Source organism: Sporomusa sp. 246TCP1 (assembly GCF_057319775.1).
In genome coordinates this window covers 4,784,930-4,806,629 of record NZ_CM170492.1, presented here as the reverse complement: position 1 = coordinate 4,806,629, position 21,700 = coordinate 4,784,930, and the positions used below count along the sequence as shown (strand labels likewise).

Here is a 21,700-nt window from a genome sequence, read left to right as displayed (position 1 = left end):
TTTTGTATCCCTAACAGAAAGTACAAAACTATTCCAGCCAAGGGATTGCTCACCTTTTAACGGTTGCTTATTCTGTAGATAATAATTTCAGAGGATTGATCCCATATTTACAGCTTTTCTGTCGAAAAAAGTGGTATTATGATAAAAAAGAATTTATTATTGCGAGATTTATTGTTATTAGTTCAAGACTTTTTTATTGGAGTTGAATTTATGGCTAATTTACGTGTGATTATGTTTGGAACTCCGGCTATTTATTGGAATGATCATAAAATGAATTTTCCCTTTGTCAAAATGGAGGCTATGCTATATTATCTTTTGGTTGTTGGCGAAGTCACTCGGGAAAAGTTAGCTACAATGTTTTGGGGGGGAATGGATGATGCGGTTGCCAAGAAAAATTTGAGCAATACCATCTATTTGATTAAAAAGACCATGTCTGCCGCGTTGTTAGTTACACCAAATCGGACAACGATTGTTGTAAATCCAAGCCTTATTGATAGTACAGATGTAGAGTTGCTTAATACACTGGAAATACAAGATTTTCTCGATAGAAGCCAAGGGGATTTTTTAGATGGGTTTTACTGCAAAAATACGGCTGCTTTTGATGAATGGGTTATCTTGGAACGTGAGCAGTTTAATGAACAAATAACAGCGCGTCTTACAAAAAGCATTAGTAAGCGTATCAATGATAAAAATTATACTATTGCCAAAAAAAATATTAAGCAATTAATCAAATTTGATGAATATAACGAAAGTGCTTACCGTTTATTAATGAAAATTTACGAACGGGAAGAAGTCTTTTATAAAGTTATTGAAATTTACCACGAACTTGAAAAGAAATTGGAGAAAGAGTTAAATCTGCAGCCCAGTACTAAGACCCAGAAAATATATAAGCGTGTAAGAGAAAAAAAACTTGATAAAGCAATGACTCCGGAAGTTGCAGAGAAGAAATGGTTTTTCGGTAGAGATATGGAGTTGCAGGTTTTGCGTATTGCGGTTGATCATTTTTGTGTAGAACACCATAAGCGGCAAATGATTCTTCTGCAGGGGGAGCAGGGAGTTGGCAAAACAGCTATTGTAGAGCGTCTGTTTGAAAATGTACCAGCAGAAAATTTTAGCGTTTTATGGACAAAATGTTATCAGGCAGAATGGGCTTATGCCTATAAAGCGTGGAGTAGTATTTTTATACAAGTGATGAACCTATTAATACAAGATAAAATTACGATTCCGCCATTATGGCATAGAGTAATGTCATATTTTTTCCCCGCCCTTGAAACAAGCGAGGCTTCTGCCGGACAAGAATCCTTTATGGTGGCTTACGAATTTAATCCGACAATGGTTGAGGAAATTATGTGTGGTGTCTTAGGCCGACTGACTAAACAACGGCGGATTATTATCGTCATTGATGATATTCATTGGATGGACAGTCAGAGTTTGGCAGTATTACATCAAGTTTTGCGCCTTCATGGTGCTCGAATTTTTTGTATTGCGATATGTCATAGTGAATATATAAGTCAGATCGAGAAGTCATTGTGGGATTTTGAACGGGATGATATGATCGAGAATTTTATGGTTGAGCGATTTAGCGTTGAGGATGTGGTCAAATTATTGGCAGCAAAATTACCTGCAGATAAAATAAATGTGGAGCTGCAACATAAATTATATGAACATACCGGTGGCAACGCTTTATTTCTAATGGAATGTTTACATCTGCTGGAGGCAGGACAAGAATTGGGCAGTGGTTCTCTGCGTTTGCAAAGTGTACTGAAAGAACGGCTTGGCAATCTTACGGACAATGCCCGTAAAATACTGGAGGTTGCATCCATCTTTTTCAAATACTCTAGTTATAACGAGTTGCTAGCTGTCTCCAAGATGGATGAATTAGCGCTGGTCGAAGCCATTGAAGAGCTAGAAAGAAAAAATTTGATAGCCAAGACAGATAGTTTGCTGCACCAGGGACTTATATATACTTTCTACAATTTGCAGATTCAGAGTTTTGTGTATCAACAGATGTCTGTACCCAGACGAAAATTGCTTCATAAATGGGTGGGCTTGGAGTTAGAAAGACAATTTCGCAGCAAATTGGAGACTAAGGATATTTACGAATCAATTTTATACCATTACACTCAGGCTGATGAAAAAATCAAAGTTCTTGAATACACAGTAAGGCTGGCCGAAAAATATTTCTGCCCGCAGTATGAGTTGTTTCCAGAGCTAAACGATTGCTATCCTGCCGGTTACAGTAATTTTAAAGAAAGTCGCCGTCAAACAATGGGCTACCTGAAGAAAATTGCCCAATTGCTCAAGTGTATGGCAGCGGAGACGGTTGATGCAGGACAGGTAGCTGTTTATCAAATTGCGTATTGGGAAATGATGGGGCGCCATTATATTTGGCGTGGCGAGCATGTATCAGGCATAAAAATGATTCATAAATTGTTGCGATTAGCTTCTACCAGAGAACTTCAGGATTATATAATTAAAGGATATCAACAAATGATATTTTTAGGTATTCAAGTTAGCAGACCCAGTATTATTAAAAAATTCGCTGAGAAACTGTATGTGGCTGAAAAGTCTAATTTGCAGGAAAAAAAGGCAGCGGCATTGCGCTTTTTGGGAATTGCTTCAGCTTTAAGCGGAAAACCGCTGCAGGCAGAGCAGTATTATCGCCAGTCTATTGGGCTTTTCAAAAAATTGGATATACAAAATAACTGCTATATACTGAACATTGCTGCTAGTTACAATTATATTGGAAACTTGCGGCGCGATGCTCTTGCTATGAAGGAAGCTCTCGACTATTACGAGCAAGCGGTCAGAATTGCAGGCTACAAAAGGATTAGTGAAGGCGTGGCTGTGTTTTACATCAATGCCGGATATACTGCCTTTAAACTGGGCGATAGTGACAAGGCTCGCCAATATTTGGGAGAAGCGCTGGCGGTGGGAGATGGTTTTGGCGACTATACAGGCTATTGGTGCTCACGGAGTTACTGTACGCTATATTGTGTGTTAGCCACTATTGCCGTCCAGGAAAACCGTTGTCATGAAGGGCGAATGTATTTGAGTAAGGCCGATGAATTTTTAAATAGATATCATGATCATTATCAACACGGACTGGTACTACAAACAAAAACAAAAATTAGACAAGTAATGGATAGAAATCATATTGCGGCTGATATTTTTGGCGATTATTTGACGCTGTCAACTTTAGAATATTATGAGCAGGCACGAACTGTTTTTGTTAAGTCGGGCAGAACTTTAGATATGCAATCTTTGGCTGAGGTGGTGTCAGGTTTTTCTTAAAAGCCTGGCTAAAAGGGGAATAATTTATGTACCAAACAACTGTTCCGTGGTATAATAAACATAGCGATTTAGAAAGCTGGTGTAAGCTATGTCTGATCCCAAAGAGTTATGGAAAGAAGTTGAACAGTTACAAGGCGTACTTCATGAGACTGTTGGTAAAAAAGGTGCTAACTCACCTGACGCGATTCGGGCAATTCAGGCATTTAGGAATAAGCTGCAGGAATATAATGATTTAGTCAATCATTGATGAGCCGTAAGGCTCCTTTTTTTTATGAGGCACGGAATTTAGCAGGACTGCACGCATTTGGAGAAAGGCTCAATTCAGTTCCCGTGTTCACATGTGATAACGATGGGAGGATTGACGGCAAAAGGGGAATGAAAGCAATAGGACTTTCTGCAGCAGGCTTGCCGTTTCCCTGGACACTTCCTCTGGGAATACGGTTCATTCCACTAAATGTGGCTATGTTTAGGCTTAAACTACTAGCCAAGAGACCGGGGGTAAGTATAATATCAGGATGGATTAAGAATGATATTTTTGAACGTATGGAAAAGAAAAATCTCTATAGCACGAACATTGAAGAAATTAAGAAAAAAATTAACCAAACTAATACAAGTTGAATTTTTGCAGCAAGGCTTCGGACTAGGCTTACCTTTTAAGCAGGGACTAAGACACCAAGATTGGGCTAGTGGGGTTAGGAACGATTTCTTAGGCGGATGGATTTTCTGGTGCAGAAAATATTGTAGAAGCAGTATAATAACTAGTAGAGAAATTTTAATAATGTATGGATGGTGGGAATTTAATTTTATATTGACAATGACTTAACTTGCCATAGTAGAATATCAACTATTTAGGAGTTGAAAGTATGAACTGGGATAATATGCCACTATTGGTCATTCTGGTATTGTCGGTCATTGGAAACAACAATTCTGTATCTCTGGCTGTTTTGGCGCTGTTACTAATAAAACTAATGGGTTTGACATCCTGGTTTCCTAGTATTGAAAACTATGGACTAAATATCGGTATTACCATTTTGACAATGGCAGTGCTAACGCCGTTGGCACAGGGCAAAATTTCCATAGGGGAAATGCTAGTTGCCTTCAAAACGCAGGCTGGTCTGATTGCCATAATTGTTGGGGTGCTTGTATCTTGGGTGGCAACACAAGGCATGTATTTTTTGAAGGCATCGCCTGAGACTACGACTGCTTTGATTGTCGGTACAATCGGCGGGGTTTGCTTTTTGCACGGCCTGGCGATTGGCCCACTTATTGCCGGCGGCGTAGTAGCCATGATAATAAACTTATTGAATTTATTTAAACAGTAACTTATGGAAAATCCTGATGGAAGTGGTAAGTCGGTTTGGACTTATGGGAGCAATACTCTAATATATTTAACGGCGATGCGCTTGTATCGATAGAGAACGTCCACTAGTTCAAACGTGTGTTCCTTAGCCACGTCCAGCATCACAAGCCTTGAAAAAGAAATCCGGCAGTCGAAATAGAATCTCTCATTTTCATTTTTGTCCGTTCTATACACGCAAAAGAAATTACTGTCCATTGACCATATACAGAAATGGTATTATAATAAATTAGTGCCGCTTTTTTATTTATTACTTATATAATTCTATTGTAATTATTTTTACCCAAGAGGTAAATATGCAAAAAAGGAGTTGTCTTTTGCGTGTTCAAATCTTTATTTTCTGCGATAAGTAAAATTAGCCTAGTCAAACAGATACTAATTGGTTTTGTTCTTGGTCTTATCGTTGCTTTGTATGCACCAGACCTCGCCAACCGGGTAGCCCTTTTTGGTACTTTATTCGTTGGTGCTTTAAAAGCTGTAGCACCACTATTAGTGCTAGTTCTCATTATGAGTGCCATTTCTAGCCAAAGGCAGGGCGTAGAAACAAATATGAAATCCATTGTATTTTTATATATTCTGGGCACTTTTTCGGCTGCTTTTATCGCCGTGGTAGCAAGCTTTCTCTACCCAGTAGATCTCAAGCTTGTTGCTAATGCGTCAGACGTAACACCACCAAATGGTATCGTCGAAGTATTGCGTACTCTTGCCTTGAATGTTGTTGAAAATCCGGTAAAAGCATTAATGACTGGTAATTATATTGGTATTCTCTCCTGGAGTATTGTTCTTGGCATTGCACTTCGTCATGCCAGTGAAACAACCAAAGAAGTTATCAATGGTTTTTCCAATGCCGTATCGCAAGTCGTACGTTGGGTTATCCAACTTGCTCCTGTGGGAATTTTTGGTCTAGTAGCGGATTCTATCTCTCGTAATGGCATCGAAGCCCTTATCGGCTATGGCCAGCTACTTGTGCTGCTAATTGGCTGTATGCTTTTTGTTGCCTTGATTATTAATCCACTTATCGTATTTTGGAAAATTCGTAGCAATCCTTATCCACTGGTATTTACTTGCCTTCGTGAAAGTGGCATTTACGCTTTTTTTACGCGTAGCTCCGCAGCCAACATTCCTGTAAATATGAATCTTTGTAGAAAACTTGAACTTGACCCTGATACATACTCCGTATCTATTCCGCTCGGCGCAACAGTCAACATGGCTGGTGCAGCAGTAACTATTTCCGTACTTGCCTTAGCTGCGGTACATACTATTGGCATTTCTGTTGATATCTGGACTGCTTTGCTACTTAGTATTCTGGCTGCCATTGGCGCTTGTGGCGCATCAGGCGTAGCCGGTGGCTCGCTGCTACTTGTACCGATGGCCTGTGCTCTCTTTGGTATCAGTAATGACCTTGCGATGCAAGTTGTCGGGGTAGGGTTTATCATCGGCGTATTGCAGGACTCATCCGAAACAGCCCTCAACTCGTCTACCGATGTACTCTTTACTGCGGCTGCAGATATCGCCAGCCGTAAAAAGAAAGAACAGTTACAAGAAGAGTTGCAAATACAATAAATTTTATAAGAATAAATAGGACCAGCTGTTAAATGGCTGGTCCTATTTGTTCTTATTCTATCAGTTAAGACTCCGGTTATTCCCCTAGTTGAGTCTATTTCGGCTCGACAAGAGATATAGCAAAAGAGGATAATGCAGCAATATGTATAAATTAGTAATATATTAAAAATAACTGGAGATGATCCCTTGAAACGCTTCCTATACTTATCTTTTATACTTATCTTTTTACTTACCCTGACAGTCAGTGCGGAGCCACTCAATATAGCTGCCGAACTCAGCAATGTACAGTCGCTTCAAAACATGCAAACTGGTATTTACGCCATTTCTGAAGAAGTTCTAAATACCTACTTTGCAGACATAGCTGCTAATAACCCTAAGGTAAAAAATGCGACTATTAACATACTTAAGAACAACAAAATCATACTTACAACAACCATCGAAAAAACAGGAACAATTAGGCTTACCGGCACTATCAAAGAATTTTATTTTGATAAAGATAACGCACTACTAAAAATGCATATCGACAAAAAAGAACTCCTAGGCAGTTCCATCACATCCTGGTTCATGAATCAAATGAGCCTAGGCTTCATCACCGACCTTTATGGCAACCCACTTACCCAAGCCAACATCAATAGTAAAGTAAACGGTAATACCATTGATATCGATCTAAAACCCTTTGCCACCAGTCTATTTGCAACCGGCATCGGACAAACCATTGGCGACCAACTCATAATATCCAATGTCACAACAGAAGATAAAATCCTATACCTTCACACCAACTTGGCTGTTATTTTATTAAAATAGAATGTGGGAATAATTTACTTTTTATATTGATACCCTATTTGATAATTTTTTATTATTAAAAAGGGGTTTTTTATTATTAATAGAATGCATAAAATATAATAGTAATTTTGAAAACTAGTATTGGAGTCTGTTATGGAAGCTAAAAAATTGCTTGAAACATATATTCCGTTAGTAAATTTTATTGCAGATATTGTTGGTCCACATTGTGAAGTGCTTTTGCATGATGTTGTAGATGTGCAAAACTCGGTAATAGCCATTCGAAATGGTTATATGAGCGGGCGACAGTTGGGATGTCCTTTGACTGATTTCGGATTGGCGTTATTGGAGAAAAAATCGTATTTAAATCAAAATGCGGTTGTTAATTACTTAAGTCGTACTGCAAACGGAGATAAGTTGAGATCATCTACCTATTTTATTAAAGATGAAAATAACGAATTAATTGGTATGTTATGCGTAAATATTCTTCTTTCACCAGATAACGTGAGTGTTAAGAATTTGACGGATAAGCTTATTAATGTTTTATTAGCAAATAATCCGGAAGCAAATACAGGCGTAACCGAAGAGGAAAATGTAGTGGAATCTTTATGCTCATCTATTGAAACTGTAGTAGATTCGGCAGTCGAGAAAATTATTGCCGAATATGATATGCCAGTTGAACGAATGTCTATTGATGAAAAAACTGCTATTGTTCAAAAATTAAATGGCAATGGTATCTTTAAAATTAAAGGGGCCATAACTAAGGTGGCTAGTACATTGCAAACCTCAGAAAGTACAATTTATAGATATCTGTCTTGTAAATAGATATCTATAACTTCCAAGATCTAAAGAGGGGGAATTTTTGTTCTAAAATAATAAAAAATAATTATTACGATAATAAATTACTGGAAATGGCATTGCCTGATTATGAGCTTGTTTCAGCCAAGCGGAAACAGCCGAGTTTTGGGTAACAGGTATACTTCGCCTGTAGCGTTAGTCGTTTTGCCACAGAGGAAGAAGAGTCTTTAATCAATTTTTAGTATATAGTTTGTTTTATTTGGAGTATAGATGAGCAAATTATTATTTAGGAGGAATCACAATGAAAGAAGTAATTGAAACAAAACAGGCACCGCAGGCGATCGGTCCCTATTCACAAGCAAGGAGGTCGGGAAATTATCTTTTTAGTTCAGGTCAAATTCCTATTAATCCTCAAACAGGTACGGTTGTTGAGGGAGGGATTGGATTGCGTCTCAAACTTAAATAAGGAGTGCTAACATGAATATCTCATTGGAAGATATAAAAAAGGCCAGGGAAACGCTGACTGGAATTGCTGTCCGAACAGAGCTAGCCTACACCAATACGTTGAGTGATTTAACTAGTAATCGTGTTTATTTAAAAATGGAAAATCAACAGCGTACAGGTTCTTTCAAGTTGAGAGGCGCTTATAATAAAGTGGCCAGTTTGAGCGCAGCAGAAAAGAAAACGGGAATCATTGCTTCGTCTGCAGGCAATCACGCCCAAGGGACAGCTCTTGCAGGCACTCTGTTTGGTATCTCATCTACTATCGTGATGCCGAAGAATGCCCCCTTATCGAAGGTCAAGGCGACGAAAAGTTACGGTGCAAAGGTTGTTCTCCAGGGTGGGGTTTATGATGAAGCCTATGCAGAGGCATGTCGCATCCAAAAGGAACGACAATTAACTTTTATTCACCCTTTTAATGATCCCATGGTTATTGCCGGTCAGGGAACAATTGCTTTAGAAATCTTAGACGATTTACCTGACGTTGAGGCCATTGTTGTACCTATTGGTGGAGGTGGACTGATTTCGGGCGTAGCCTTAGCGGTTAAAAATTTAAAGCCAAGCGTAAAAGTCATTGGAGTTCAGACAAAAAATATGCCTTCAATGGTTGAGTCGATTACGCAAAAGAGAATTATTACTTGTAATGGCAGTCCAACTATTGCTGATGGAATTGCTGTGAAAACTCCTGGCGATATAACCTTTGAGCTTGTCCAGCGCTATGTTGATGATATTGTAACGGTAGATGAAGAAGAAATAGCCAGTGCGATTTTGCTTTTGATGGAGCGTGTAAAGACAGTTTCAGAAGGTTCGGGGGCTGTTTCAGTGGCAGCGGTATTGAATAGAATGCCAGAATACAAGAACAGGAAAATAGCAGCGATTATTAGTGGTGGCAATATTGACGTAAATATGATGTCCCGCATTATCAATAAGGGGTTAGCAAAATCGGGACGAAAAGTAGTATTTAACATGGTGATTCCCGACAAGCCCGGTTCCTTATGGCAGCTGCTGAAGCTGACGGCGGAAACAGGAGCCAATGTACTGACAGTTACCCACGATCGGGAAACACGTGGCGCCTCATTGGGATATGCCTCTGTCCAACTGGAGTTGGAGACTGCCGACCAAGAGCAAATAGATGCAATTAAAGAACTTATGGAGCAACATCAGTATTGTGTAAATGTTGTCTAAAATTAGAGAGAGCACTCATGGTATTCAACATTGGGTACGATGAGAATGCTTACATATTAAGGGAAGAGGATGATTTTTTATGAAGAGAAGAATGAAGATGATGGACGGTAATACGGCAGCCGCTCATATTTCTTATGCTTTCACAGACGTAGCCGCTATTTTTCCGATTACGCCGTCGTCCAATATGGCCGAAAGTGTTGATGAGTGGGTGGCCCAAGGCAGAAAAAACATCTTCGGCCAGACTGTTGAGGTTGTGGAAATGCAGTCAGAAGGTGGCGCGGCTGGAGCGGTACATGGTTCATTACAGGCAGGGGCATTGACTACTACCTACACCGCTTCTCAAGGGCTGTTGCTTATGATTCCGAATATGTATAAGATTGCTGGCGAGCTTTTGCCTGGCGTATTTCATGTTAGCGCTAGGGTTGTTGGTGCAAATGCCATCAGTATTTTCGGGGATCATTCAGACGTTATGGCTACAAGGCAAACCGGGTTTGCCCTGTTAGCAGAAAGCAGTGTTCAGCAAGTTATGGATTTGTCGGCTGTCGCTCATTTGTCAGCTATTAAAGGAAAAGTTCCTTTTCTCAACTTTTTTGATGGCTTCAGGACTTCTCATGAGATACAAAAAGTTGAAATACTTGAATATGAGGAATTGGCGAATTTATTAGACCGAGATGCATTGGATGAATTTCGGAGGAAAGGGTTAAATCCGGATCATCCGGTATTACGGGGAACTGTTCAAAATTCTGATATTTATTTTCAGCAAAGAGAAGTAACCAATCACTATTACCAGGATCTTCCGGAAATTGTAGAAGATTATATGGGCGAAGTCACTAAACTTACTGGACGGGAATATCATACTTTCAATTATTACGGTGCCAAAGACGCAGATAGAATGATTATAGCGATGGGGTCGATGTGTGAGGCAATTGAAGAAGTGGTGGATTATTTAAATGCTAACGGAGAAAAGGTTGGCTTGTTGACTGTTCATTTATACAGACCTTTCTCTATTAAACATTTCTTTAAGTATATTCCTAAAACGGTCCAAAAAATTGCCGTATTAGATAGAACCAAAGAGATGGGATCTTTAGCCGAGCCACTATATCTTGATGTAAAGACGGCATTTTATAACAGCGAATGGCATCCAGTGATTGTTGGCGGACGCTGTGGTGTTGGGGGTAAAGATGTAGTTCCCAGACATATTCAAGCCGTATATGAAAATCTCAAGCAGGAGCAGCCAAAAGATAATTTTACTATTGGTATTGTTGATGATGTGACATATACATCACTGTCTTTGGGGGAAGATATTGACACTACGCCAACAGGAACTAAAGCTTGCAAGTTCTGGGGCCTTGGTTCAGATGGAACGGTTGGTGCCAATAAGAGTGCTATCAAAATTATCGGTGACCATACCGATATGTATGCGCAGGCTTACTTTGCCTATGATTCTAAAAAATCCGGCGGCGTAACCATTTCTCATTTAAGATTTGGCAAACAACCGATAAAAGCGCCTTATCTTATTAATAAGGCGGACTTTATTGCGTGCCACAACCAATCTTATGTAGATAAATACAATGTATTGGATGGCTTGAAGAAGGGCGGCAATTTTCTTCTTAATTGTACCTGGAACGAGCAGGAAGTGGATGAAAACTTGCCTGCCGCTATGAAACGTTTTATTTTCGAGAATAATATCAATTTTTACACTATAGATGCTGTAGGCATTGCTCGGGAAATCGGTCTTGGCGGCAGGATCAATATGATCATGCAAGCTGCCTTTTTTAAAATTGCCGATATTATTCCTGTGGAAGAGGCCGCTAACTATTTGAAAGAGGCGGTAGAAAAATCATACGGCAAAAAAGGTGAAAAAGTTGTTGCTATGAACAACGCAGCTATTGACAGGGGTGTAAACTCTAGTGTGAAATTCAGTGTTCCTGTTTCTTGGGGAAATGCTCAGGCTGTAACAGATAGCGTAAAACAGGTTCCGGCATTTATTGAGAATATCCTAAAGCCAATGAATCGGCAAGAGGGGGATGCACTGCCGGTAAGCGCCTTTATTTCTGTAGAGGATGGCACATTTCCTTTGGGTACTGCTGCTTATGAAAAACGCGGCATTGCCATCAACGTGCCTGAATGGCAAGTGGATGAATGTATTCAGTGTAACCAATGCGCTTATGTTTGCCCGCATGCTGCAATTAGACCGATACTTGCTGATGAAGAAGAAATTAAAAAAGCTCCGGCAGGTTTTACGGCTAAACCGGCTACCGGTGTTAAAGATATGAATTTCAGAATGGCTATATCGCCACTTGACTGCACTGGCTGCGGCAACTGCGCCCAGATATGTCCGGCTAAAGAAAAAGCTTTGGTTATGAAAGAACTTACTACTCAGTTTGGGCAGGCAAAACTTTGGGATTATGCAATGCTTTTAGCTCCTAAACCCAATCCTCTTAAAAAAGAAACGGTTAAAGGTAGCCAGTTTGAACAACCGCTGTTAGAGTTTTCTGGTGCTTGTGCAGGCTGCGGGGAAACTCCCTACGCTAAATTAGTGACTCAATTGTTTGGCGATAGAATGATGGTAGCTAATGCTACTGGTTGTTCTTCTGTATGGGCGGGTAGTGCGCCGTCTGTTCCGTATACCAAAAATCACCGTGGCCATGGTCCTGCTTGGGGAAATTCTTTATTTGAGGACAATGCTGAATTTGGTTTGGGTATGCTCTTGGGTGTAAAACAAGTAAGAAACAAATTGATTATGGATATTGAGAAAGTAGCTCAGTTACCATTGGGAGAAGAATTCAAAAAGGTATGTAATGATTGGCTGGTAAATAAAGATGTAGGGGAAGGTACACGGGAAAGAGCCGATAAACTGATTAAAGTTCTAGAAAGGGTTAGAGGTAATAATCCGCTTTTAAATGAAATCTACAAAAATAGGGATTTTTTGGTAAAGAGATCGCAATGGATATTTGGTGGCGATGGCTGGGCTTACGATATTGGCTTTGGCGGTTTAGATCATGTATTGGCTTCTGGTGAAAACGTTAATGTTCTGGTATTTGATACAGAAGTATATTCCAATACGGGCGGTCAGTCATCCAAGGCTACTCCGACAGCAGCTATTGCCAAATTTGCAGCCAGCGGCAAACGTACCAAGAAAAAAGACCTTGGTATGATAGCCATGAGCTATGGCTATGTATATGTAGCGCAAATTGCCATGGGAGCAGATAAAAATCAAACCCTCAAAGCGATTGCGGAGGCGGAGGCTTATCCGGGCCCGTCCCTGATTATTGCTTACGCTCCTTGTATCAATCATGGCTTGAAAGTGGGTATGGGCTGTAGTCAATTGGAAGCTAAAAGAGCTGTTGACAGCGGTTATTGGGCGTTATATAGATACAATCCTCAAGCAAAAGATACTGGCAACAATCCTTTTACTATGGACTCGAAAGAAGCAACCACCGATTTTAAAGAATTCCTTATGGGTGAAGTGCGTTACTCGTCACTACAGAAGCAATTTCCCGATATTGCCGACGCGTTATTTGAAAAAACCAAGCAAGATGCTAAGGAACGTTGGGAAAAATACAGGCAATTAGCAGATCGGTAATGTTGTTCTTTACCCGTCCTTATTTAATACTTTCTAAATAAATTCTAAAAATTGGCGTTTATTATTAAGTTAGGTTACCACAATAAGGAGGGGGAGGAATTCATATGCAAAGCATGGCGAAAAAGGTTATGATATACTCAATGGTCGGACTAATGCAAGTAGGCTTATTTGCTACTGTAGCCGAAGCATCACCACAACCGGTGGAACTGCAGCGGTATGAGCACCAAAGAGACCACCATCATAACGGTTGGGAAAGAGAAAGAAACCGTCGAATACACGAGGAAAATATTCGTCATGAAAGAGAAATGAAGCGGCGTCCGTTTGAGACGAGGCGGGCATGGCGTGAAAGACAAAGGCATGAGAATGAGCGTCACGAAAGAGAAATTCATAGAATTATGGAACACCGGGATTGGCATAGGTGGTAATACTAGATAAGTAAACAGGATAAGGGCAACATCGGTTTTTGCTTTCGGCGCAAGTCATGTTTTCTAAAAAACACCAGACCTTAATGGTCTGGTGTTAAAATGGATAGTAACCAGAGTAGCAGCACTGTTCCGATAGGAACAACTGCTAAAGAACCGATTGCCAGTAAGACGTCTAAAACCATGATATCCCCCGGTACATCATATGCGGATTGGCTGTGATAAAGAAGTAATAATGTTAATAGTTTGGATGTCCGGATAAAAAAGGCTCAACAAGCAGTGATATCTGCTTGTTGAGCCTTTTTCAACTAATTGGTCTTAATTGTGTAAAGCCGTAGTGGTTAGCTGTTTATGCTTTTGCGGACTGCGAGGGTTTGGAGGATAAATTTAACAGCCATTTAGCACATTCAGTAATAAAGAAGGGGATGACAGCTGCTGCTATCAAGAAAGGCCACTCGTGTAAACCAGGTTCAACAGTTTTAAAGATCACATGTAAGGGACCTTCAACCGACAGCAAGAGCAGCACGAAGGAGAGGCCAACGCCGGCGTTTAGGTACTTGTTGCTGAAGAAACCCAGGGAGAACGCGGAATAGTATTCCGAGCGGGCAACGAAAGCGCAGGCAATCTGGGTGGTAATCAAGGTAGTAAAGGCAAAGGTCCGGGCCATAGCAAGGTCACCATTATATTCGGCTAAGGCATATTGGAAGGCTCCTAAGACCGTGAAAGCAATAGCCATACTTTGAACCAAAATCATGATTTTTAGGTTTCTATCCAATAATGGTGCAGCCGGATCGCGTGGTTTGAGGTTCATTACATTCGGTTCTTTCTTTTCAACACCTAGTGCTAAGGCTGGGAAGGCATCAGTTACCAGGTTAACCCACAACAACTGAATCGGTAATAACGGGATAGCCCAGCCGAAAAGCATGGCAAAAAAGATAACTAGAATCTCAGAAACATTACAAGCAAGCAAGAAGAAGACAAACTTTTTAATGTTGGTGTAAATAACCCGGCCTTCTTCTACCGCTGAGACAATGGTGGCAAAGTTATCATCAGATATTACCATATCGGCGGTTTCTTTGGTAACATCGGTGCCGGTTATGCCCATAGCCACACCGATATCGGCTTTTTTCAAGGCGGGGGCGTCATTTACACCGTCACCAGTCATGGCTACAATATGTTTGTTACTACGCAAGGTTTCGACAATCGCTACTTTGTGTTCTGGGGATACGCGGGCAAAGACGCTGGCAGTTTCTACAGCCTTCTTTAAGTCATCAGGAGACATGGAATCAAGTTCTTTACCAGTACGTACCTGAGAATTATTTGTGGCAATACCAAGCTGTTTGGCAATGGCGAAGGCGGTATCCGGATGGTCACCGGTAATCATTACCGGGCGAATGCCAGCACTCCTGCATAACTCAACAGCGTCCCTAACTTCCATACGAGGTGGGTCAATCATACCTAATAGGCCGACAAATACGAGCTCGTTTTCAATATTGCCAGGAGTGGTCATATCCGGATTGGTGTTAAAGTCGCGATAGGCTATTGCCAGTATTCTGAGGGCGTGAGAAGCCATATCCTTGTTAGCTGCCTGGATGGCGGCCTTATCCTCTGCGTTTAAGGGGCGAATTACTCCATTTTCAGTAATGGCGGTGCAACAGCTTAACAGGACATCAGGGGCACCTTTGGTGAACGTACGAAGTTCCCCATCTATTTGATGCAGGGTAGTCATCATTTTACGGCCAGAATCGAAGGGGATTTCCTGTAACCGGGGGAATTGTTCGGTCAGTTGTGGTTGCGTATAGCCGCCTTTGTAGCCGGCGACAACCAATGCACCTTCGGTTGGGTCACCGATAATTGACCAGCTTTTATCCTCAGAGGATTTTAGTTGAGCATCATTACACAAGATGGAACCACGCAGCAGTACGGCAAGGTCTTTTTCAATGCTTACGTCTACGGCTACTTTATTACGGGTAAATTGTCCTACAGGACTGTAGCCTTCGCCGCTTACCTCAAACAACTTACCAGGGGTGAAGATCTTAACTACGGTCATTTGATTTTGGGTAAGAGTTCCGGTTTTATCAGAGCAAATTACCGAGATACTCCCTAAGGTTTCTACGGCATGCAGTCTTTTCATGATCGAGTTTTTCCTGGCCATTCGTTGCATACCCAAGGCTAACACAATGGTTACAACAGCAGGCAAGCCTTCTGGGATGGCGGCAACAGCCAAACTAATAGAGGTCATAAGCATCATCTGGACCTCGTTAAAGGTTAACGTACCATCTTGATAGCCTTTCCATAGCCCCATAGCGAAGATGATGGCACAAACGGCTAAACAAGCAACGCCAAGACCTTTGCCGAACTCTGCCAGCTTCTTTTGCAGCGGTGTGGTGTCTTCTTCGCTAGTCTGAATCATTTTAGCAATTTTGCCAATTTCGGTATTCATTGCTGTACCGACAGCGATGGCTTTACCGCGTCCATAAGTTACAACTGTACTCATAAAGCCTAAGTTGTGGCGATCTGCCAGCGGCGGTTCCCCTTCAATCGGAAAACAATCTTTCTCAACCGGCACCGATTCACCGGTTAAAGAGGCTTCCTCGACCCGCAGATTAAAGGAATCAAGAATACGCACATCGGCAGGAATATAATCCCCGGCATCAAGGAGAATGATGTCACCAGGAAGCAATTCGCGGGAAGGGATCGTGGTAGTTTCACCATTACGGATAACCTTAGAGCTTGGAGTGTTCATTTTCTTTAAGGCTTCTAGGGCTTTTTCTGCTTTAGCCTCCTGGAATACGCCTAAGGCGGCATTAAGTAGTACTATGGTAATAATAACCAGGGAATCGGTAACTTCACCAACTGCAAGTGAAATAAGGCTGGCTACGATTAGAATTAATACTAAAAAATCTTTGAATTGATTTAAAAACTTTTTCCATAAAGGTTCTCTGGCTTTTTCCTGCAATTCATTATAGCCATATTGCGCCAGGCGCTTGGCTACTTCGGTCGAGGACAGACCGTGCTCCAGGTCAGAATTAAGTTCAGCTACAGCCTGTTCTGAGGTCAACTGGTGCCACTGCTTTTTCATTAAGTACGCCTCCTTGTTATTTTTTAATTTGTGTAGGGAATCAAAAAGGCAATCCTCCTTTGGCTTTACTAATTTTAGCGAACGCCCGAAAAAAATAAATTAGCGCGACTGGTATAGTCAACCAGAACACAAGGCATAAAATGCCGGCAAACAAGCCGAGAAGTAATTCGAAAACATGTCCGGTTATTTGCTCTAGATAAATTCCTGTCACAATAATGGCGTAAACCCATAAATAGATTGCCCATCGGATTATTGCTTCATGGGGTTCAATATCTAGAAAATTAGGGGCTAAAGTTGCAATCAATTGGGCTAAGACGGCAATTATGATGCATAGCAAGCCGAAGTAGCCAGTTGCTTTTTTCCAGTCCAATTACATCCCCCCAGACAGCATGTTGTTTGTACCCAGCATTACAAACATTTAGAATCCGGTTAATAGTAATCACCCCTTCTATTAAATAAAGTTATAAAAAAAGACCCTACCTTTAAAAAGGCAAGGTCTTACCAACAGTATTATACTGCCAACAAAGCCGGGCGCACGCACCGTTCTTGACGACTTTGCTGTATGGTTACTCCCCTTGAGACAATATTTAAATATTTTATATATTATATGATCAAATAGCAATATATGTCAATCGATAAATTATCTAGATGAGTAAGATAAGAAAAAATTTATAAACAGACGATACCGAATTTTGGATTATAGTATATTGAATTGTGGCGGAGTTAACTAGGAAATGGTATGCAATTTAAAAATGTTCAGGTATAATTATATATATGTTTAGATCATGGAAAAGGGAGTGTGCTAAATGGAACGAAAACCGACGTCGATTCCGCCTATTGAAAGATTAGGGAAAATCTCGCCTGTGCGTCCCATTCAGTACTTTAACCAACTAACTAACCAAAGTATGCCGCGAAAAAAGAATAAGCTAAAGAATCCGCAAGCAGATAAAGGAAATGAGAAGAATTTGCCTCAAAAAGAGGGCTCAATCGATCTTAAGGCTTAGCATCTTTAGGACTCGCGGGGATGCTTTTTAGGTATACATTACTCAAAAGGAGAGTTGTACATGAAGAAATTATTAACGGGAAATGAAGCGATCGCCCGTGGAGCCTATGAAGCAGGCGTAAAATATGCGTCAGCCTATCCTGGTACACCCAGCACGGAAATACTTGAGAATATCGCCACCTATAAAGAGGATATTTTGGCAGAATGGGCACCAAATGAAAAAGTCGCATTAGAAGCTGTTATTGGTGCATCCATCGCTGGCGCGAGATCCATAGCCTCAATGAAGCATGTTGGGGTAAACGTGGCAGCCGACCCGCTGTTTACCTATGCCTATACAGGGGTAAATGGTGGAATGGTGCTTGTTACGGCTGACGAACCTGGTCAACATTCTTCGCAAAATGAGCAGGATAATCGTAATTATGCTAAATTTGCCAAGATAGCTATGTTGGAGCCGGCAGACAGTCAGGAAGCCAAAGATATGACGAAAGCTGCTTTTGAAATCAGTGAGAAATATGATACACCGGTGTTGCTCAGGATGACGACAAGAGTATGTCACTCTAAGGGTATTGTCGAGTGTAATGACCGCCAAGAAGCTGGCATTAAAGATTATGTAAAAAATACAAAGAAGTATATCACAGTACCAGCTCATGCCAGAATACTGCGATTAAAAGTAGAAGAACGACTGCAAAAACTATTGGAATTCTCTAATAACACCAGCTTGAATTATATCGAGTGGAATAGTGCCAAAATTGGTGTAATCGCCTCAGGGGGATGCTGCAGCTACGCTAAAGAAGTATTCGGCGATACTGCGTCCTACTTAAAACTAGGCTTTACCTATCCGCTGCCAACCGAGAAGATTAAAGAGTTTTGCCAAAAAGTCGAAAAGGTTTATATTATTGAAGAAAATGATCCGTATATTGAAGAACAGGTTCGCATATTAGGCTTTGATTGTATCGGTAAAAACCTGATTCCCTTCTGTGGAGAATTAACACCTGATGTAATCAGAAAAGCAGTTTACGGTAAAGAAAATCCGTCCATTGACTATGATGCGGATAAAGTTGTTCCAAGACCGCCAACCTTGTGCGCCGGCTGTCCGCACAGAGGCTTATTTTATACCTTGGGTAAGCGGAAAAATCTCCTGCTTTCCGGGGACATCGGCTGCTATACTTTGGGTTTTGCTGAGCCGTACAATGCTATGGATTATAATATTTGTATGGGCGCAAGTATTAGCGCCGGTCATGGGGCGCAGCAAGTCTTTAGCATGCAAGAGAACTCACCGATGCGGGCGGTTGCTGTTCTTGGTGATTCTACCTTTTTTCACACTGGCATCAATTCTCTCCTGGATGTAGCCTATAACCGGAGTAATACCATTACCGTAATATTGGACAACCGCATCACCGGTATGACAGGACATCAGGAGAACCCCGGTTCAGGCTATACCTTGCAAGGCAAAGAGACCAGGCCGGTAGATATAGAAAAACTTGTAAAGGCCTGTGGCATTGATCAGGTAATAGTTATCAATCCTAATAACCTTAAGGCAGTGGAAAACGCGCTGGACTGGGCGCTCAGCCTAAATGAACCAGCGGTAATAATCACAAGATGGCCTTGTGTATTAAAGAAGTTTTCGCCGCAGGACAAAGAAGAGTTTAAGGGAAGCTTTACCAAGCGTTGTACTGTGGATACTGAAGTATGCATCGGTTGCAGAAGTTGCATAAAAACAGGTTGTCCGGCAATATATTTTGATAAAACCAGTAAAAAGGCGAGTATCGGCTTAGATTGCGTAGGCTGCGAGGTCTGCCTCCAGGTTTGCCCGAAACAAGCGATTCAAAAGGAGGAAGCATAATGGTGAAGAGCATTCTTTTGGTAGGAGTAGGCGGCCAGGGCACCATACTTGCCAGCAAGCTTCTGACAACAGGCCTTATGGAAGCAGGGTACGATGTAAAAATGAGTGAAATTCATGGCATGTCGCAAAGAGGCGGATCTGTATCTTCGCAAGTTAGATACGGAGATAAAGTGGAATCCTCAGTTATCGAAGTAGGTGGAGCAGACATCTTGGTATCTTTTGAGAAAATGGAAGCCTTACGTTGGTTGAAATATTTAAAACCAGACGGAAAAGTTGTGGTAAATGACTATGAAATAAACTCGATGCCCATTCTTTCGGGGAAATTTGATTATCCGATCGGAATTTTGGAGGAATTAGCAAGCAAGGTACCAACAAAAGTAGTCCATGCAGCAAAGCGTGCGGCAGAGCTGGGTAATCCCAAGGTTATGAATGTTATATTGTTAGGCACTATTATCAGATCCATGGGACTTGAGGCTATTGATTGGAAAAAAATAATCGGTGACAACGTTAAAGCAAAATTTAAAGAACTAAATTTAAAAGCTTTGACAGCAGGCATGGACTTGGTATAGCACCTGATAGCGGGATAACCGTAATGGCTATTGCCTGTTATTGAATAAGTAGTATTATTGGGTATCCAATAAAGGGAGACGGTAGATATGATAATTGACGGTGTAAAAGTTGTTGCAGAGTCAGAAATTACGGAAGAAGAGATTAGAGAAATAGTTGCTACGGAGCAGCAGCTATGGAACCGCAAAGGGAAAGAACTTGCTGCCGTACAGTTAAGTATACATGGGGATGAAATTGAAGTTAAGGCAGTTGAACGCTCCCCAATTAAGAGAGTGCGCCGGATAACCGGCTATCTTAGTACAGAGGATCGCTTTAATTCGTCGAAGCAAGCCGAATTGGCAGATCGGTGTGCCCATATTTAGTACTGTGTCGTCCGCGGTAATTGGTGCATCAGGACCATTGCCGCGGATAATTTGTTTAAGGCGGGGAAAAACTATGTTGTTTACTATCCATCCTAGTAATTTAGTAAGTGCATTATCAATAGCACTAGAACTGTCAACAGACGGTTTATCGAAACACCATTGGCGGACAGCACTGATTGCAGGACGGATTGCTGAGCATATTGGCTTGAATGAGGGGCAACAGCAGATCTTGGTATATGCTGCGCTGTTGCATGATATTGGTGCTGTATCCAATTGGTCTGAAAGAAAAAAACTACAGGTATTTAAGGTGGCAGATGACGTATATCGTCATGCCGAGGCGGGTTACGAGCTATTAAAGAATACCCCGCAGTTTGGTATTCTGGCTGAGACAATCCGGCATCACCATGATAAATGGGATGGCTCTAGTCCATCTGGCCTGGCTGGTAAGGATATTCCTATAACCAGCCGGATAATAAACCTGGCTGATCGTCTGGAGATATTGCTAAAAGACAAGGTCTACATATTTGAGCAACGTCCGGATATGTTATCAGCGATACGAGAGTTAAGTGGCAGTTATTTTGATCCTGAGTTGGTGCGGGCTTTGCATGAGTTTGCCCGGCAGGAGAGTTTTTGGCTCGACTTGACCAACCCCAATTATTACCAGAACTTTTTTCGTCAGATTGATACCTATGGCCGGATGGTATTTAATATTGATGATGTAGTAAATATTGCCGGGGTTTTTGCTACCATTATTGATAGAACCAGCCGCTTTACCGGTATGCATTCTCGCGGCGTTGCTCAGGTTTCGGCGTTTTTAGCTCAGGCTAGAGGCTATAGTCGGGAAGAAATTAAGCTAATAAAAATTGCCGGTTTGTTTCACGACTTGGGGAAATTGGCAATACCCAATGAAATATTAGAAAGTCCGAATAAACTAACAGATAAAGAGTTTTCCATAATTAAACAGCATCCGTACTACACCTACCGGATTCTTGAGCAAATTGACGGCTTTTCACTTATTGCTGAATGGGCGGCTTTTCATCATGAAACCTTAGACGGTGCAGGCTATCCATTCCGTATGGCTGAATCTTCTTTGAGACTGGGTTCAAGAATTGTTAGCGTAGCCGATGTTTTTGTAGCGTTAAGTGAAAACCGGCCTTATCGTCAGGCACTTCCGGTACGCGAAGTCGAAAGAATTATGCGGGGTATGGCTGATAATCGCAAAATAGACGGCCGGGTCGTCGCTGACTTGTTTAGCGATAGTGGCAGCCTAAGTAATCTGTGCGATCAGGTTGCGCAAATGAGTTGGACAACAAATGAACGTTAGTCATGTTGACTTTTTGCCCGGCAGCGGGTAAAA

18 protein-coding genes are annotated in these 21,700 nt (G+C 41.3%); 16 read left to right on the top strand and 2 right to left on the bottom strand.

Translation table 11 applies throughout. The annotated features are described in order from the left end of the window. Positions 1 to 210 precede the first annotated feature (210 nt). From AC1ECB_RS22780 to AC1ECB_RS22730, 11 genes are all read left to right on the top strand, one after another. Positions 211 to 3,294 (top strand): AAA family ATPase, encoded by a 3,084-nt coding sequence (locus AC1ECB_RS22780; RefSeq protein WP_485665928.1) that lies wholly within the window; start codon positions 211 to 213, stop codon positions 3,292 to 3,294. Between the two features lie 88 nt (positions 3,295 to 3,382). After that, positions 3,383 to 3,541: a hypothetical protein gene (locus AC1ECB_RS22775; RefSeq protein WP_485665927.1), complete on the top strand. Its 159-nt coding sequence runs from the start codon at positions 3,383 to 3,385 to the stop codon at positions 3,539 to 3,541. 128 nt (positions 3,542 to 3,669) lie between these two features. Beyond that, positions 3,670 to 3,912: a hypothetical protein gene (locus AC1ECB_RS22770; protein WP_485665926.1), complete on the top strand. Its 243-nt coding sequence runs from the start codon at positions 3,670 to 3,672 to the stop codon at positions 3,910 to 3,912. Between the two features lie 245 nt (positions 3,913 to 4,157). Then, entirely contained in the window at positions 4,158 to 4,616 is a 459-nt protein-coding gene (locus tag AC1ECB_RS22765) for a DUF441 domain-containing protein (protein ID WP_485665925.1), read from the top strand. A 356-nt stretch (positions 4,617 to 4,972) separates the two neighbouring features. Next, complete coding sequence (gene sstT, locus AC1ECB_RS22760) at positions 4,973 to 6,214, top strand: serine/threonine transporter SstT (RefSeq protein WP_485665924.1); 1,242 nt, start codon at positions 4,973 to 4,975, stop codon at positions 6,212 to 6,214. A gap of 186 nt (positions 6,215 to 6,400) precedes the next feature. Then, positions 6,401 to 7,018, top strand: a complete 618-nt coding sequence (locus tag AC1ECB_RS22755) for a hypothetical protein (protein ID WP_485665923.1) — start codon at positions 6,401 to 6,403, stop codon at positions 7,016 to 7,018. A gap of 132 nt (positions 7,019 to 7,150) precedes the next feature. Next, complete coding sequence (locus AC1ECB_RS22750; RefSeq protein ID WP_485665922.1) at positions 7,151 to 7,819, top strand: helix-turn-helix transcriptional regulator; 669 nt, start codon at positions 7,151 to 7,153, stop codon at positions 7,817 to 7,819. A gap of 274 nt (positions 7,820 to 8,093) precedes the next feature. Continuing rightward, positions 8,094 to 8,258 (top strand): Rid family hydrolase, encoded by a 165-nt coding sequence (locus AC1ECB_RS22745; RefSeq protein ID WP_485665921.1) that lies wholly within the window; start codon positions 8,094 to 8,096, stop codon positions 8,256 to 8,258. An 11-nt stretch (positions 8,259 to 8,269) separates the two neighbouring features. Beyond that, positions 8,270 to 9,478, top strand: a complete 1,209-nt coding sequence (gene ilvA, locus AC1ECB_RS22740) for a threonine ammonia-lyase (RefSeq protein ID WP_485665920.1) — start codon at positions 8,270 to 8,272, stop codon at positions 9,476 to 9,478. Between the two features lie 79 nt (positions 9,479 to 9,557). Beyond that, complete coding sequence (nifJ, locus tag AC1ECB_RS22735) at positions 9,558 to 13,064, top strand: pyruvate:ferredoxin (flavodoxin) oxidoreductase (RefSeq protein ID WP_485665919.1); 3,507 nt, start codon at positions 9,558 to 9,560, stop codon at positions 13,062 to 13,064. Positions 13,065 to 13,168: 104 nt separating this feature from the next. Beyond that, positions 13,169 to 13,489, top strand: a complete 321-nt coding sequence (locus AC1ECB_RS22730) for a hypothetical protein (protein WP_485665918.1) — start codon at positions 13,169 to 13,171, stop codon at positions 13,487 to 13,489. Positions 13,490 to 13,835: 346 nt separating this feature from the next. Here the strand turns inward: AC1ECB_RS22730 and AC1ECB_RS22725 are convergent, their stop codons facing one another. Further along, complete coding sequence (locus AC1ECB_RS22725) at positions 13,836 to 16,568, bottom strand: cation-translocating P-type ATPase (protein WP_485665917.1); 2,733 nt, start codon at positions 16,566 to 16,568, stop codon at positions 13,836 to 13,838. A gap of 40 nt (positions 16,569 to 16,608) precedes the next feature. Further along, on the bottom strand, positions 16,609 to 16,938 hold the full coding sequence (locus tag AC1ECB_RS22720) for a hypothetical protein (RefSeq protein WP_485665916.1): 330 nt from the start codon (positions 16,936 to 16,938) through the stop codon (positions 16,609 to 16,611). A 436-nt stretch (positions 16,939 to 17,374) separates the two neighbouring features. Here AC1ECB_RS22720 and AC1ECB_RS22715 point away from each other — a divergent pair, with 436 nt between their 5' ends. The 5 genes from AC1ECB_RS22715 (at position 17,375) to AC1ECB_RS22695 (ending at position 21,667) form a co-directional block, all read left to right on the top strand. Beyond that, entirely contained in the window at positions 17,375 to 17,572 is a 198-nt protein-coding gene (locus tag AC1ECB_RS22715; protein WP_485665915.1) for a hypothetical protein, read from the top strand. 60 nt (positions 17,573 to 17,632) lie between these two features. Beyond that, positions 17,633 to 19,414 (top strand): indolepyruvate ferredoxin oxidoreductase subunit alpha, encoded by a 1,782-nt coding sequence (gene iorA / locus AC1ECB_RS22710; RefSeq protein WP_485665914.1) that lies wholly within the window; start codon positions 17,633 to 17,635, stop codon positions 19,412 to 19,414. After that, complete coding sequence (locus AC1ECB_RS22705; protein ID WP_485665913.1) at positions 19,414 to 19,983, top strand: indolepyruvate oxidoreductase subunit beta; 570 nt, start codon at positions 19,414 to 19,416, stop codon at positions 19,981 to 19,983. The genes iorA and AC1ECB_RS22705 overlap by 1 nt, the downstream gene beginning before the upstream one ends. Positions 19,984 to 20,070: 87 nt before the next feature. Then, positions 20,071 to 20,343 (top strand): anaerobic ribonucleoside-triphosphate reductase, encoded by a 273-nt coding sequence (nrdD, locus tag AC1ECB_RS22700; RefSeq protein WP_485665912.1) that lies wholly within the window; start codon positions 20,071 to 20,073, stop codon positions 20,341 to 20,343. A gap of 73 nt (positions 20,344 to 20,416) precedes the next feature. Further along, a complete protein-coding gene (locus AC1ECB_RS22695) occupies positions 20,417 to 21,667 on the top strand; it encodes an HD-GYP domain-containing protein (protein WP_485665911.1) in 1,251 nt (416 codons plus the stop codon). Positions 21,668 to 21,700: the final 33 nt, after the last annotated feature.

Bases quoted from the DNA above. Each gene is read 5' to 3' on its own strand.
- AC1ECB_RS22750 (WP_485665922.1), top strand. From the start codon at position 7,151: ATGGAAGCTAAAAAATTGCTTGAAACATATATTCCGTTAGTAAATTTT.
- AC1ECB_RS22775 (WP_485665927.1), top strand. From the start codon at position 3,383: ATGTCTGATCCCAAAGAGTTATGGAAAGAAGTTGAACAGTTACAAGGC.
- nrdD (WP_485665912.1), top strand. From the start codon at position 20,071: ATGATAATTGACGGTGTAAAAGTTGTTGCAGAGTCAGAAATTACGGAA.
- AC1ECB_RS22715 (WP_485665915.1), top strand. From the start codon at position 17,375: ATGGAACGAAAACCGACGTCGATTCCGCCTATTGAAAGATTAGGGAAA.
- AC1ECB_RS22725 (WP_485665917.1), bottom strand. From the start codon at position 16,568: ATGAAAAAGCAGTGGCACCAGTTGACCTCAGAACAGGCTGTAGCTGAA.
- AC1ECB_RS22770 (WP_485665926.1), top strand. From the start codon at position 3,670: ATGAAAGCAATAGGACTTTCTGCAGCAGGCTTGCCGTTTCCCTGGACA.
- AC1ECB_RS22780 (WP_485665928.1), top strand. From the start codon at position 211: ATGGCTAATTTACGTGTGATTATGTTTGGAACTCCGGCTATTTATTGG.
- AC1ECB_RS22705 (WP_485665913.1), top strand. From the start codon at position 19,414: ATGGTGAAGAGCATTCTTTTGGTAGGAGTAGGCGGCCAGGGCACCATA.
- AC1ECB_RS22695 (WP_485665911.1), top strand. From the start codon at position 20,417: ATGTTGTTTACTATCCATCCTAGTAATTTAGTAAGTGCATTATCAATA.
- ilvA (WP_485665920.1), top strand. From the start codon at position 8,270: ATGAATATCTCATTGGAAGATATAAAAAAGGCCAGGGAAACGCTGACT.
- AC1ECB_RS22730 (WP_485665918.1), top strand. From the start codon at position 13,169: ATGCAAAGCATGGCGAAAAAGGTTATGATATACTCAATGGTCGGACTA.
- nifJ (WP_485665919.1), top strand. From the start codon at position 9,558: ATGAAGAGAAGAATGAAGATGATGGACGGTAATACGGCAGCCGCTCAT.
- AC1ECB_RS22745 (WP_485665921.1), top strand. From the start codon at position 8,094: ATGAAAGAAGTAATTGAAACAAAACAGGCACCGCAGGCGATCGGTCCC.
- iorA (WP_485665914.1), top strand. From the start codon at position 17,633: ATGAAGAAATTATTAACGGGAAATGAAGCGATCGCCCGTGGAGCCTAT.
- AC1ECB_RS22765 (WP_485665925.1), top strand. From the start codon at position 4,158: ATGAACTGGGATAATATGCCACTATTGGTCATTCTGGTATTGTCGGTC.